We start from the raw sequence: 13,671 nt of genomic DNA, 5'->3' as shown, positions 1-13,671 counted from the left end.
AAGATAAATATCTCACCACCGTTTAACAACCAATACTTTATTACATTACGTATTTAAATTTGTTTTATAATTTTCCGTCCTCCTCGAATTTGAGATTGTATTTTTACCCTATCAAAATAAAAAGCTAAACGAATAGTTTTATAGTTAATGAAGTTAATCCTGTCCATTTTCATTTTTACATTCGTAGCAATAGGCTATGCACAGGATATTAACTCAAATTACATTGAGAAAAAATTTGCTGTAAGAGATACCGTTGCAATAGATAGTGCCGGGATTAACCCTACAAAGTTCAATATCTTCGACAATAAAGGAAATGAGCTTGACCCCTTTAGTTATCTAATAGATTTTAAAAAAGGAAGGATTATTTTTCCTTCCCGTATTAATGAGAATGCCGATGGACTACTTCAAAGGGAAGACTCTGTAACCATTCAGTATTTAAAGTATCCTGATTTTCTTACCCGAGATTATTTTGCACTCGACCCAAAAATAATTGTTGAAAACACAGGGCGGATTGATAAACTATATTCTCTACAAGAAAGTACTAATAAAAATACTTTTACTCCTTTTGATGGATTAAATACTTCTGGAAGTATTTCACGAGGTATCACCATTGGAAACAATCAAAATGCAGTTGTTAATAGTCAGTTAGATTTACAGATAACAGGAAAATTAAGTGATAAGGTTTCGATTCGTGCTTCTATTCAAGATGCAAATATTCCCACTCAAGAAGGCGGTTATTCACAAAGTTTAAATGAATTTGATCAGATTTTTATCGAACTTTTTGGAGAAAATTGGAATATACGAGCTGGGGATATCGATCTTCAAAACACCAATAGCTATTTCGGAAGATTTACAAAAAAAGTACAAGGAATATCCCTTGGCGGGACATTCAACAATGAGGACGGTTCCAAAATTTCAGCTTTTGCTTCTGGGGCATTAGTTAAAGGTGTTTTTTCTAAAAGTGAATTTGTTGGACAAGAAGGAAACCAAGGACCTTATAAACTCGTAGGTCCTAACGGAGAGCTTTATATTTTAGTTGTTTCAGGTAGTGAGCGAGTTTATGTAAACGGACTGCTCTTAAACAGAGGCGAAAACGAAGATTACGTAATCGATTACAATGCTGGTGAAATAAAATTTAATCCAACGTATCCAATAACTAGCGATATGCGAATTACTGTAGAATATCAATATACCGATAGAAGCTACACACGTTTTATTGGCTATGGAGGCGGAAATTATTCGAGTAATAAATTGGACTTAGGTGTATATGTTTATTCTGAAAATGATGCAAAAAATCAGCCCTTACAACAAAGTCTTTCGGAAGAACAAGTAGCAATATTAAAAGCAGCTGGAGATGATAAGGATTTAATGTCAGCACCGTCGGCAGTTCCTGATACCTATTCAGAAAACAAAATTCTCTACAAAAAAGTAATTATCAATGGGGAGGAAGTTTTCGTGTTTTCAAATAATCCAGAAGACGAACTTTACAGTGTGCGATTCTCACTTGTTGGAAGTAACAACGGTAATTATGTAATTGCCGATAATAACGCTATCAGCAGGATTTTTGAATATAAGCCTCCAGTAAATGGTGTGCCACAAGGAAATTACGAGCCAATTATTAAATTAAATGCTCCCATAAAACTTCAAATAGGTGGGTTAAATGGAAGTTATCATCCTTCTGATAAAACTCAAATAGATTTTGAGGTTGCGGGTAGTAAAAACGATCTTAATTTGTTTAGCGATATAGACGATTCTAATAACGATGGTTTTGCAGGAAGATTGGCGTTTAAACAACGAGTATTAACTACAGCAGATACATTGAAAGTTGATGCTTTTGGTTCGTTAGATTTTGTACAAAAAGATTTTCAGACCATCGAAAACCTTTACAATATTGAATTTAACAGAGATTGGAACCTATTAAACCCTCAAGGAAATCAAAGCTTTGTAATTTCTGGAGTTGAATTTTCACATCCAAAAAATGGAAGAGGTAGGTATGAATTTCAAAATTTGAATTATTCTGAAAACTTCAATGGTACGCGCCATGTAATTGCATCAGAGATTAAGCTTGATAAATTCAGATTAAGAACAAATGGAAGTTTATTAAATAGCAAAGCCGATTCAATTACTTCCAAATTCTTTCGATTAAATAATACTGCAACATATTCGTTAGACAAAGCTTGGATTGGGGCTAAAATAGCTCTAGAAGACAACCAGATTAAAGATATCCTTCGCGATAGCATTTCCCCTACAAGTCAAAAATTTAGCGCTTATGAGGCTTATATGGGTGTTGGAGATAGCACGCAGGTTTTTGTAGAAACCGGTTATCAATATCGGGTGAATGACAGTGTTAGAAACAACATACTTCAAAAAGTAAATTCGTCGCATACATTTTACTTAAAGTCGCGATTGATAAATACTGACAACACACAACTATCTGCATTTGCTAATTACAGAACGCTTAATTATGAACCTAAAGTAGGAGATGAAACTGGATTGAGTCAAGAATTTCCTACAATTATAACTAAGCGTGAAATAGACCGTTCTTTAAACTCCAGAATTATTTACAACCAAGCGTTGTTGCAAGGAGGAATTCGATGGAATACTACTTTAGAATCTAACAATGGGGTTATTCCACAGCAGGAATTTACCTATGTTAAAACAGAACCAGGACAGGGTGTTTACACTTGGATTGATTATAATAATAATGGAATTCAAGAATTAGAAGAATTTGAAGTTGCGCAGTTTCAAGATCAGGCAGAATACGTTAGGATATTACTACCCAATCAAGTTTTTTTAAAAATCCGTCAGAATAAATTCAGTCAGATACTTACTTTAAATCCTCAAAAATGGTTAAATGAAGTAGGATTTAAAAAGTTTCTTTCTCACTTTTACAACCAAACTTCTTACATTTTAGATAGAAAGGTAAAACGAAGAAATGATGCTTTTAATATTAACCCTTTTGAAGATGGAGGGGAGGACCAACTTGGGTTGATTTCAAATTTTAGAAATGCGTTATTTTTCAATCGCGGAAAACAGTATTTTACAACTAGTTACACTTACATTTCTTCGTCTAGTGACAATCTGCTTGCTATTGGCTTACAACAAAACAAATCGAAAAGTCATCAGCTGAACTTTAATCACAAGATTAAAGAAAGCTGGTTGATGAATTTCAAAAGTCAAATTAGCAATAATGAAAGTCTTTCAGAAAATTTTTCAAATAGAAGTTACCAACTCGAATCATATTCTTTCAGTCCAAAAATATCGTATTTATTGAGCCAGCAAACTCGCTTCGATGTTTTTTATGAATTTGAAAAACAAGCCAATCAATTAGGCGAAATGGAAAAATTAGACCAACAGCTAATTGGGTTTTCATTTGCTTATTCCAATGCTGAAAAGGTTTCTTTAAATGGAGAATTTAATTATATCAATAACAAGTTTGACGGAAGTCCATTTTCTCCTGTAGCATATCAAATGTTGGAAGGCCTACAACCAGGAACTAACTTCACTTGGCGAATGCTTTTACAAAAACGAATAACCAAATATTTGGATGCCAACCTATCGTATTTTGGACGTAAAAGCGAAACTAATAAAACAGTACATACAGGAAGTGTGCAGTTGAGAGCTTATTTTTAGCAAGAGATATGCTAAATCATTTCTTTAAAATGGGTTCAATTTTGTACCTTCATAAATCAAAAACACACCAATAAATGATATTTAAAACAACTATAGCACTCTTCTCAGTATTTATAATTTCTTGTGGTCCTATGCAAAACCAATCTGCAGGCGATGAGAATAATTCACCAGAAATGGAAGCAAAAAAAATGATAGCAGAAGGGTATTTAGCAGGAAAAATTATTCACTCAAATTTAAAAGACGATTGTGAATATACCATCCAATTAGAAAGTAATGAAAGAGGAGTTTACTACGTTGATCCTGTAAATTTAAGCGAAAAATTTAAATTAGAGAATCGGGCTGTATGGGTAAAATATAATGGCTTAAGACAGATGAATAGATGTAATAAAGCGATTCCAGTAGAAGTTACTTCAATTGTAAATAGAACAGAATAATTATTTCTTAGGTATAAAAAAAGGAGGATATTTAGTTATCCTCCTCCCTTTGAAATATATAATTAACCACTTAAAAATACTATTTAGAAAGCCAACTTTGGTACGAGATAGTTTCCTTCATTTTATCTGAAATTTCGGAAATACTAATTCTTTCCTGTTCCATGGTGTCTCTGTTACGGATGGTTACGGTATTATCTTCAATTGTTTGATGATCTACTGTAATACAAAAAGGTGTTCCAGCTGCATCTTGACGGCGGTATCGTCTTCCAACGGCATCTTTTTCGTCGTAAGCTACATTGTAATCCCATTTAAGAGTATCGATAATCTGTTGTGCAATTTCTGGAAGTCCATCTTTCTTAACAAGAGGAAGAACTGCAGCTTTAACCGGTGCTAAAATTGCTGGTAATTTTAATACAGTACGTGTGCTCCCATCTTCTAAGGTTTCCTCTTGAAGAGAATTAGTCAAAACAGCAAGAAACATTCTGTCTAAACCAATTGAAGTTTCAACTACGTAAGGAACGTAGCTTTCATTCATTTCATGATCGAAAAACTGTAATTTCTTACCAGAGAATTTTTCGTGAGCTTTAAGGTCGAAATCTGTTCTTGAATGAATTCCTTCCAATTCCTTAAATCCGAAAGGATAGTTAAATTCGATATCTGCAGCTGCATTTGCATAATGGGCAAGTTTATCATGGTCGTGGAAACGGTAATTTTCTTCTCCCATTCCCAATGAAAGGTGCCATTTTAAGCGTGTTCCCTTCCAGTATTCGTACCATTTAAGTTCTTCGCCAGGACGAACAAAGAATTGCATTTCCATTTGTTCAAACTCTCTCATTCGAAAAATAAACTGTCGTGCTACAATCTCGTTACGGAAAGCTTTTCCTGTTTGAGCGATTCCGAATGGAATTTTCATTCTTCCACTCTTTTGAATATTTAAAAAGTTTACAAAAATACCTTGAGCAGTTTCTGGGCGTAGGTAAAGATCCATCGCGCTATCTGCTGAAGCACCAAGTTTAGTTCCAAACATAAGATTGAACTGACGCACCTCTGTCCAGTTTTTCGATCCAGTTTCTGGATCTGCAATACCGAGCTCTTCAATCAATGCTTTTACGTCTGCTAAGTCTTCTTTTTCAAGTGAACTAGCCATACGCTCTAAAACAGTACGTTGTTCGGTTAGATATCTTATAACGCGAGGATTTGTAGAAACAAACTCTTCTTCATTAAAACTTTCGCCAAAACGCTTTCTTGCCTTTTCAATTTCTTTTTGCGCTTTTTGATAAAGCTTTTCAGCATAATCTTCAATAAGCACATCGGCGCGATAGCGTTTTTTTGAATCCTTATTATCGATTAAAGGATCATTAAAAGCATCTACGTGGCCCGAAGCCTTCCAAGTGGTTGGGTGCATTAATATTGAAGAATCTATTCCTACAATATTTTGATGCATATACACCATACTTCGCCACCAATATTCGCGAATATTTTTCTTTAATTCTACACCATTTTGAGCGTAATCGTAAACCGCACTAAGACCGTCGTAAATTTCGCTAGATGCAAATATGTAACCGTATTCCCTTGCGTGGGAAACTACTCTTTTAAAATGATCGTCATTGTTTGCCATGTCACAAAAATAGGAAAGTCCCCTCAACCTTCGAAGAGAGAACTTGTTTTTTTTTATTATTAAAAAACCATTGCAATAATTGCAATGGTTTTAGTTTTAATCAAACATAATGAATTTTATATCAAAATGTATGGTTTAATTGCTATTTCAATTCCATAGTTGTCGTACCAACTTGATTTGGTCCATCAAAAATATTGATTGTATATCTACCTTCCACTAGGTTTGTTTCTTTTGAATTAACTAAAATACAAACATCTAGTGCTTCGTTTTCGTAGAAAACGTTTGTAGAGGCACTGTAATTCAAGTTTTTATCTTCAAATTGTTTTACGGTATCATCGCCCATCATAACATTTTTAGGGTTGATAACTTGAATGTAAATAATTCTATCTCCACTTTTAGCAATTGAGTTTGGAGCTAATGTAAAACAGGCTCTTATTTTATCTGCCCGGCTAGAACGTCTAGTATCTACAACTTTTCCGCTGTTTCTAATAATTACAGCTTCCCCTCTCAGGTTTGTAGCTTTAACAATTGATCCTTTTTTTAAGATCTCATTCATTGCTTCGTTCTCTTGACTTACAGAATCTACCACCATTCTAGTGTTATCTAATTCTTGGAATGTACTATCGCGTTCAATAGCAAGTCTTTTATTAGCAGCAATTAAACTATCAGCTCGTTTAAACAGCATAGCTCTTTCTTGCTTTAATCTACCAACTTCAACTTTATATCTCTGGATTAATCCAATATTGGCTTTAGCATCTTTTACTGAATCTAATAGCACATTTATTCTCTCACGTGCGGCCAATAAATCTTTATCTTTCAACTCGTTATCTTTAATAACTTCATCATAATTGGCAATTAAACCTTCAAGTTCTTGCTCTATAGACTCTTTTTCAGTTTCTAGATTAGAAATTGTAGATTTATTCTCATTAAATAATGTTACGGTATATACTGCTAATGCAATGAGCAACAAAGAAAGAACTCCTATAAGGATCTTAAATTTGCCACTATTATTTTCATTTTCTATGCTCATAATTTAATTGTATTTAGTATAATTGGTAAATGTAGGTAGGTATTTCTTTAACAAACGTTTATAAAATGATAAAAATTCATAAAAAATGTTAAATCTACTTTTTCCAAAAATATGTTATAGTTGTCATAATCCGTTACTTAAGGGAGAAAAAACAGTTTGCACTGAATGCATTCATTCATTACCTATCGCTTCGTTTCACAAAAATGAAAGTAATTTTTTAAAAAATAAGTTTTACGGAAGATTTTTAATAAAAAATGCCACATCTCTTCTTTATTTTCAAAAAAGGGGAATAACACAGGAGTTACTTCACAATTTAAAATATCGTGGAAAGGAGGAAATCAGTTATTTTTTTGGAAAATGGCTTGGTGCAGAATTGGCCGAGTGTGAAGATTACAGAAAAATAAACTTAGTAATTCCGGTACCTTTACACAAACAGAAATTAAAGAAAAGAGGGTATAATCAAGTTGAAGGTTTTGGAAAGGAAATTGCCTTAGCCCTTGATGTTGGCTATCGGGATGATATTTTGATTAAAATTTCAAAATCTGGTTCTCAAGTTTTTAAAACAAGAATGCTCCGTTTTGAAACTGAAGAAGTATTTTCCATACAGAAATTAGAAGAAATTAAAAACATGCATATACTTCTAGTAGACGACATAATCACTACAGGCGCAACGCTCGAAAATTGTGCACTACAGTTGCTTAAAGGAGAGAATGTAAGCATTAGTATCGCAACAATTGCTATGGCATAAGCGTTAATAGTTGTTTGTAAATTGCAACTAGTTCTTTCTTATTGTTTAATTTTGGGCAGATTTCAATAAATTTATTTTTAAATCTATTAACCACTAATTTTTCATCTTGAAACATCGCCTTCTATACATTCCCATTGCGCTTTTGTTTATGCTGTCATTTACAGATTGCGCCAAAAAAGGAACGCCATCAGGTGGACCAAGAGATACAATTCCTCCAGTAATTGTAAGAAGTATTCCCGAAAATTACAGCACGAATTTTAAAGGAGATGAAATCGAAATTCGCTTTGATGAATATATTAAATTAAAAGAATTAAACAATCAGTTAATTATTTCACCACCCATGAAGTATACACCGGTTATCACACCACTAAGTACTTCAAAAAGATTAAAAATAAAATTATTAGATACCTTAAAACCAAACACAACCTATTCTTTCAACTTCGGAAAAAGTATTGTTGATAACAATGAAGAAAACGAATTTGAATATTTTAAATATGTGTTTTCAACGGGAACGTATATAGATAGTTTAAAACTTTCTGGAAGAGTAAAAGACGCTAAGTTGATTTCTCCTGAAATACCAACAACGGTAATGCTTTACGAAGTAGATGAAACATTTAAAGATTCATTGATTTATTCTGAAAAACCAATGTACATTACCACTACTAAGGATAGTAGCGGAACATTTGAGCTATCAAACTTAAAACAAGGAAAATATTTATTAATCGCTTTAAAAGAAAAAAGTAACGATTACACTTTTCAACCAAAAACCGATAAAATTGGATTTGTAGATGAACTAATTACTTTACCTACAGATTCTACTTATGTGCTTACACTATTTAAGGAAACACCAAATTACAAATTAGCCAGACCTGCTTTAGTTTCTAAAAACCATATTATTTTTGGTTATGAAGGGCGAGGAGATAGCCTAAAGGTTGAAATATTATCGGATGTAGGTCAAGATTACGTCTCCACATCTTACAAAGACGAAATGAAAGATTCGCTTCATTATTGGTTTAAGCCTACACTTAAAGTAGATTCTTTGCTCTTTAAAGTTACAAATGGAAATATAGTAGATACTGCTTCGGTTAGAATACGCGAACTTTATAGTGATTCATTAAACGTTTCGGCAGTTAAAACAGGATTTTTAAGGTTAAAAGACACTTTTAAATTGCGATTAAACACACCAATAATTGCTTATAATGCTGAGAAATTTGAGGTTATTAACAAAGACTCGGTGCTTGTAGAAACCGAAATAAGATTGAATAAAAAACACAATTTAGCAGAACTGCATTTCCCTAAAGAAGAAGATGAAAGCTACAACATAAACATTATGCCTGGAGCCTTGACCGATTTTTTTGAGAAAACAAATGACACGTTGTATTTCAACGTAAAAACGCGATTGACATCAGATTACGGAACGCTTAGCCTTAATCTGGTAAATGTTAACAGATTTCCAATTATAATTCAAGTTGTGAATAGCAAATATAATGTTGTTGCAGAAAGATATTTAACCCAGAATACACCTGTTTATTTCGATGAACTTTCTCCTGAAAAATATTTTGTAAGAATTATCTACGACGACAACCAAAACGGAATGTGGGACACTGGGAGTTTTCTAAATAAGATGGAAGCCGAAAAGATTATCTACTATCCTAAAGAGATTGAAGTACGTGCCAACTGGAGTTTAAACGAAACTTTTATACTAAAGTAAAATCGTCTCTATCATTCAAAAACTGAAAATGTTTTCGGTTGTTAACAATGTGTTCTTTTTCTAAAACTACCGTTTCGGTAAATTCACCTATATCCTTTGCGGTTATTTTAACTCCTAAAGCATCGTAAATTGCCGAATGTCCAACATATTCGTGGTCGTTTCCATCAAAACCAGTTCTGTTTACCCCTACGCAATACGCCATATTCTCGATTGCTCTCGCACGTAATAAAGTATCCCAAGCTAAGGATCTTACCTTTGGCCAATTTGCTATATAAATTAGAATGTCGTAATCTTCTGTATTTCTTGCCCACACAGGAAATCGCAAGTCGTAACAAATAAGTGGACAAACTTTCCAGCCTTTATAATCTACAATTAAACGTTCGGTACCATCTTTATACGTTTCATTTTCCTTGGCTAAGGTAAAAGTATGCCTTTTGTCGTATTTTTTATAACTGCCATCAGGAAAAACAAAAAACATCCTGTTGAAAAAATTATTATCTTCCTTAATAATTACACTTCCGGTAATAGCAGTATTGTGGGTTTTTGCTTCATTAATCATCCATTTTAAAGTATTTCCATCGTTAGGTTCGGCTAATTTTTCGGCATTCATTGAAAAACCTGTTGAAAACATTTCAGGAAGTACGATTAAATCTGTTTTATCTTCAATATTTTCTATTTTCTTTGAAAACATTTTCAGATTTGCTACAGCATTTTCCCAATGAAGATTACTTTGAATTATCGATATTTTAAGCGTTTCTTTCAAAATGAATTATTTTTAAATTTGTTTTTACAATTCTAATTTAAGTACTAAAATTACAACTTTATAAGGTGATTTTCTTTAAATCTAAAAGATAGGAAAACTATTAGAATGCAACTGAAAAGCTGAGAAGTCTTTTTATATATTTACTTCGTGGACAAAAAATTTCCAAAAACCGAAAAGCTAAAAAGCACCAAAACAATTGAAACCTTGTTTTCGGAAGGGAAAACATATACAAAATTTCCTATAAAAGTATTTTTTCTACCTAATAAAGAAATCAGTTCTAATCTAGCCGCATTTGCTGTTCCCAAGCGTAATTTTAAATCTGCAGTAGATAGAAACCGATTAAAAAGACAACTTCGAGAAGCATATAGGCTAAATAAACACCTAATTGAAGTAAGTGAAAATACTAGGTTTATGATGCTTTTTCTCTATTTAGGAAAAGTAAAACCAGAATATGTTCAATTGGAAAAGTCGATGCTAAAATTACTTAAAAAATTACAAGAGGATAATAGTTGAACATTCAAGTTTATTTCAAATTATTTCGAACCCGTGAAACAATTAGTGTTTATTTTTCGTTGGAATTACAAATAGTATCATTCTTCGTATATTTCTGAAGTGTAGAATAAAATCCTGATATATTGAGTTAGTTGAAAGAATGTTGCAATTACTCATAATCTCATTAACACAACAATTATGAAAAAGAGAATACTTATTCCCATTGTGGCCGTTGGTATATTTTTTACCACTGTAAGTTTTAAAAGCGATTTTTTTGAAATTGCGAAGCAAATTGAAATTTTCACTACGCTTTACAAAGAATTAAATATGAATTATGTAGATGAAGTTACTCCAGCTACACTTATGGATAAAGCTATAAAGGGAATGTTGGACGACTTGGATCCTTACACCGTTTATTGGAACGAACAACAAGTTGAGGATGCTAAAATCAATAATTCTGGAGTTTATACAGGTATTGGTGCTACCGCTCAAACTAGAGCAGATAAAATAATTATTGTAGAACCTTACCAAGGGTATCCCGCAGATAAAGCAGGTTTAAAAGCAGGAGATGAAATTATTAAAATAGGGGATGTAACCTTAGCAAATTTTGAAGAAGATGCAGGAGAATTACTTAAAGGTGCTCCAGGTTCTAAAGTTAATGTAACTTATAAAAGACAAGGTAAAACCACTACCACAACCATTACACGCGAAGCTGTTGAAGTTAAAGCAGTTCCTTTTTATAAATTGATAAACAATGACATTGGGTATATTGTACTTTCAAAATTTAATAGTAAAACTACTTCTGAAACCAAAGCGGCGTTAATAGATTTAAAATCTCAAGGTGCGAAAAAGATAATACTAGACTTACGAGGAAATCCAGGAGGATTATTAAATGAGGCAATAAGTGTTGTAAACCTTTTTGTTGAAAAAGATCAAGTAATCACCACCACAAAATCGGTTATTGAAAAGTATAATGCAACTTATAAAACACGTTTTGAACCCGTAGATACCGAAATTCCTTTAGTAGTTTTAATCAACGGTCGTAGTGCATCGGCTAGTGAGATAGTTTCAGGAGGTTTACAAGATTTAGATCGCGCAGTTATCGTTGGGGCTCGAAGCTTCGGAAAAGGGCTTGTACAGCGTCCTAAAAAGCTAACATACGGAACTCAGTTAAAAGTTACCATTTCGAGGTATTACACCCCAAGCGGTCGTGGAATTCAAGCTGTTGATTACTGGCATAGAGATGAAAATGGCGATCCTATTCGAAAAGATCCAAAAGAATACAACAAGTTTAAAACCAAAGGAGGGAGAACTGTTTATGACGGGGGAGGAATACTGCCAGATATTGAAATGGCATCGGCTGTTTACAGTCCCATTACCACGGCATTACTAAAAGACAATGCCATTTTTGATTATGCTACAAAATACTATTACAGTCATCAAATGACGGATTGGAAAAACTTTAAGTTTGGAGAAAGTGATTTCCAAGATTTCTTAAAATATTTAAAAGCCAACAATTTTGAATACGAAACTGAAACCGAAAAGAAATTTGCAGAAGGTTTAAAAATGGCTGAATCGGACGAATTAAACAATGAAATTTCTCAAAGTTATAACCAATTAATGGCTGCTATAAGTTCAGCCAAAGAGAAAGCTATTATTGATAAAAAAGTTGAAATAGAATCGTTATTAACAGACGAAATTCTAAAGCGTTATTTCTATCGTGAAGGATTATATAACTATCAAATAGAACACAATCCCGAAATTCTAGAAGCAGTTGCTGTTTTGAATGATGAAGGAAGATATAAGAAAATTTTGAAGTGATAATTTATTTGTTCTAGCCTCAAAAAAAACGCTATAGAAATTTGATGTCATGCAACCACTTTTTTAAAAATGGACGAAATTTCGAAGTTTAAAACGTATGAAGGATTCTGTCATATTTTAGAAGAAAAAATTATTCTTACTTCTGACGGAAATTTAGAAAATTATATCTCTAAGGATACATCAGGAAATAAAGTAATTTATACAATTTCTAAAATATTTATAGGACTTTGTTTCCTGTATTTAACTTATAGTTATTTTAAAAATAGTGATTGGAATAGACTTTTATTTCTATTTGGTATAGTTGCGTTTAAAATTTACGATTCATTTAGGAATAGAAAATATTCTAATACTTCCTTAATTAAAAGAGAGAAAATAAATCGTGTAACATTCCATCAGGCTAAAAAGTGTTTTTCAAGAGCATATTTTAGGGTTGATTTTATTGATGATAAAAATAAGAGTAGAAGCAGAAAAATTATTTTGCCTGGATCTCTGTGTAGGGGTTTAAGTGATTCAAACAAAGCTTTTGATATTATGCTCGAGCAAGGAATTATTAATAGAGTTTGATTGAAAATATAACAAATAAATGCAGTCCTTCTTAACTTTCTTCGAAACAATGCCCACTTGGATGAAGGCAGGGTGGGTGTTTTTTGTCCTTACTATATTTTGGATTTTAGAGGGGTATTACAAACTAGTTTTTACGAAATACAACAAATGGCAGCACGCTAAAACAAATTTTATTTTACTTGCATTTGTAATGTTAATAAACTTGTTTTTCGGAATAGTTACGGCTGGAATATTTCTTTGGTTAGACAATTACAACTTTGGTTTATTACAGTATATAACCGCTCCTGTTTGGGTAGAATTATTACTTTCAATATTAATATTAGATTTAATCGCTCAGTATGTTGTACATTTTTTACTTCATAAAGTTCAATGGATGTGGCGTTTACATACCGTTCACCACTCCGATAAAAATGTAGATGTTACCACTGGAACTAGACATCATCCTTTCGATTTTATTATTCGGGAAACCTTTGCATTACTCACGGTTTTAATAATGGGAATGCCCATAGCTTTTTATCTTTTTTACAGGATTTTAAGTGTGTTGTTTACTTATTTTACTCATGAAAATATTTCGATTCCAACCAAGTTAGATAAAGCCTTGAGCTATGTTTTTGTAACTCCAAATATGCATAAGTTTCACCATCACTATAAGATGCCTTGGACAGATACTAATTTTGGAAATATGTTTTCTATTTGGGATCGCTTATTTGGAACTTACGTTTATGAAAATACAAGAGAAATAAAGTACGGATTAGACATTACCGACCATAAGGATGATAATAATATTCTACATCAATTAAAGCTTCCATTTGATAAAACTGTTAAATATAAAAATTGAATTAACACTCTGTAATTGA

Annotated in this window: 11 protein-coding genes; 8 read left to right on the top strand and 3 right to left on the bottom strand. The window is 32.5% G+C overall.

The features are described from left to right. Positions 1 to 147 precede the first annotated feature (147 nt). Both RT250_RS04225 and RT250_RS04220 read left to right on the top strand, forming a co-directional pair. Entirely contained in the window at positions 148 to 3,633 is a 3,486-nt protein-coding gene (locus tag RT250_RS04225) for a DUF8818 domain-containing protein (protein WP_313112442.1), read from the top strand. 74 nt (positions 3,634 to 3,707) lie between these two features. Further along, the gene (locus RT250_RS04220) at positions 3,708 to 4,067 is read left to right on the top strand and encodes a hypothetical protein (protein ID WP_313112441.1); all 360 of its coding nucleotides are present in this window, start codon (positions 3,708 to 3,710) and stop codon (positions 4,065 to 4,067) included. A gap of 79 nt (positions 4,068 to 4,146) precedes the next feature. On the opposite strand, the gene RT250_RS04215 is transcribed toward RT250_RS04220, so the two are convergent. Then, complete coding sequence (locus tag RT250_RS04215) at positions 4,147 to 5,685, bottom strand: glycine--tRNA ligase (RefSeq protein WP_313112439.1); 1,539 nt, start codon at positions 5,683 to 5,685, stop codon at positions 4,147 to 4,149. Positions 5,686 to 5,827: 142 nt separating this feature from the next. Further along, positions 5,828 to 6,715 (bottom strand): DUF8428 domain-containing protein, encoded by an 888-nt coding sequence (locus RT250_RS04210; RefSeq protein WP_313112437.1) that lies wholly within the window; start codon positions 6,713 to 6,715, stop codon positions 5,828 to 5,830. 85 nt (positions 6,716 to 6,800) lie between these two features. Here RT250_RS04210 and RT250_RS04205 point away from each other — a divergent pair, with 85 nt between their 5' ends. Then, positions 6,801 to 7,463, top strand: coding sequence for a ComF family protein (locus tag RT250_RS04205; RefSeq protein ID WP_313112435.1), 663 nt, complete (start codon positions 6,801 to 6,803; stop codon positions 7,461 to 7,463). A gap of 106 nt (positions 7,464 to 7,569) precedes the next feature. Then, complete coding sequence (locus RT250_RS04200; protein ID WP_313112433.1) at positions 7,570 to 9,174, top strand: Ig-like domain-containing domain; 1,605 nt, start codon at positions 7,570 to 7,572, stop codon at positions 9,172 to 9,174. Here RT250_RS04200 and RT250_RS04195 read toward each other — a convergent pair. Continuing rightward, entirely contained in the window at positions 9,161 to 9,937 is a 777-nt protein-coding gene (locus RT250_RS04195) for an amidohydrolase (protein WP_313112432.1), read from the bottom strand. The genes RT250_RS04200 and RT250_RS04195 overlap by 14 nt on opposite strands. Before the next feature lie 147 nt (positions 9,938 to 10,084). Between RT250_RS04195 and rnpA the strand changes: the two genes are divergently transcribed. The 4 genes from rnpA to RT250_RS04175 all read left to right on the top strand — a co-directional run bounded on the left by rnpA (position 10,085) and on the right by RT250_RS04175 (position 13,652). Next, positions 10,085 to 10,450, top strand: coding sequence for a ribonuclease P protein component (rnpA, locus tag RT250_RS04190; protein ID WP_313112430.1), 366 nt, complete (start codon positions 10,085 to 10,087; stop codon positions 10,448 to 10,450). Positions 10,451 to 10,627: 177 nt separating this feature from the next. Then, entirely contained in the window at positions 10,628 to 12,250 is a 1,623-nt protein-coding gene (locus RT250_RS04185; RefSeq protein WP_313112429.1) for a S41 family peptidase, read from the top strand. Between the two features lie 69 nt (positions 12,251 to 12,319). Further along, complete coding sequence (locus RT250_RS04180) at positions 12,320 to 12,814, top strand: hypothetical protein (protein WP_313112428.1); 495 nt, start codon at positions 12,320 to 12,322, stop codon at positions 12,812 to 12,814. Between the two features lie 19 nt (positions 12,815 to 12,833). Beyond that, complete coding sequence (locus tag RT250_RS04175) at positions 12,834 to 13,652, top strand: sterol desaturase family protein (RefSeq protein ID WP_313112427.1); 819 nt, start codon at positions 12,834 to 12,836, stop codon at positions 13,650 to 13,652. Positions 13,653 to 13,671: the final 19 nt, after the last annotated feature.

The sequence above is a fragment of the Aequorivita sediminis genome (assembly GCF_032080575.2).
Lineage (GTDB): Bacteria > Bacteroidota > Bacteroidia > Flavobacteriales > Flavobacteriaceae > Aequorivita > Aequorivita sediminis.
This window is presented reverse-complemented; position numbering and strand designations above follow the sequence as displayed.

Coding starts and splice junctions, on each gene's coding strand:
- RT250_RS04225 (WP_313112442.1), top strand. CDS start 148: ATGAAGTTAATCCTGTCCATTTTCATTTTTACATTCGTAGCAATAGGC.
- RT250_RS04220 (WP_313112441.1), top strand. CDS start 3,708: ATGATATTTAAAACAACTATAGCACTCTTCTCAGTATTTATAATTTCT.
- RT250_RS04215 (WP_313112439.1), bottom strand. CDS start 5,685: ATGGCAAACAATGACGATCATTTTAAAAGAGTAGTTTCCCACGCAAGG.
- RT250_RS04210 (WP_313112437.1), bottom strand. CDS start 6,715: ATGAGCATAGAAAATGAAAATAATAGTGGCAAATTTAAGATCCTTATA.
- RT250_RS04205 (WP_313112435.1), top strand. CDS start 6,801: ATGTTAAATCTACTTTTTCCAAAAATATGTTATAGTTGTCATAATCCG.
- RT250_RS04185 (WP_313112429.1), top strand. CDS start 10,628: ATGAAAAAGAGAATACTTATTCCCATTGTGGCCGTTGGTATATTTTTT.
- RT250_RS04180 (WP_313112428.1), top strand. CDS start 12,320: ATGGACGAAATTTCGAAGTTTAAAACGTATGAAGGATTCTGTCATATT.
- RT250_RS04175 (WP_313112427.1), top strand. CDS start 12,834: ATGCAGTCCTTCTTAACTTTCTTCGAAACAATGCCCACTTGGATGAAG.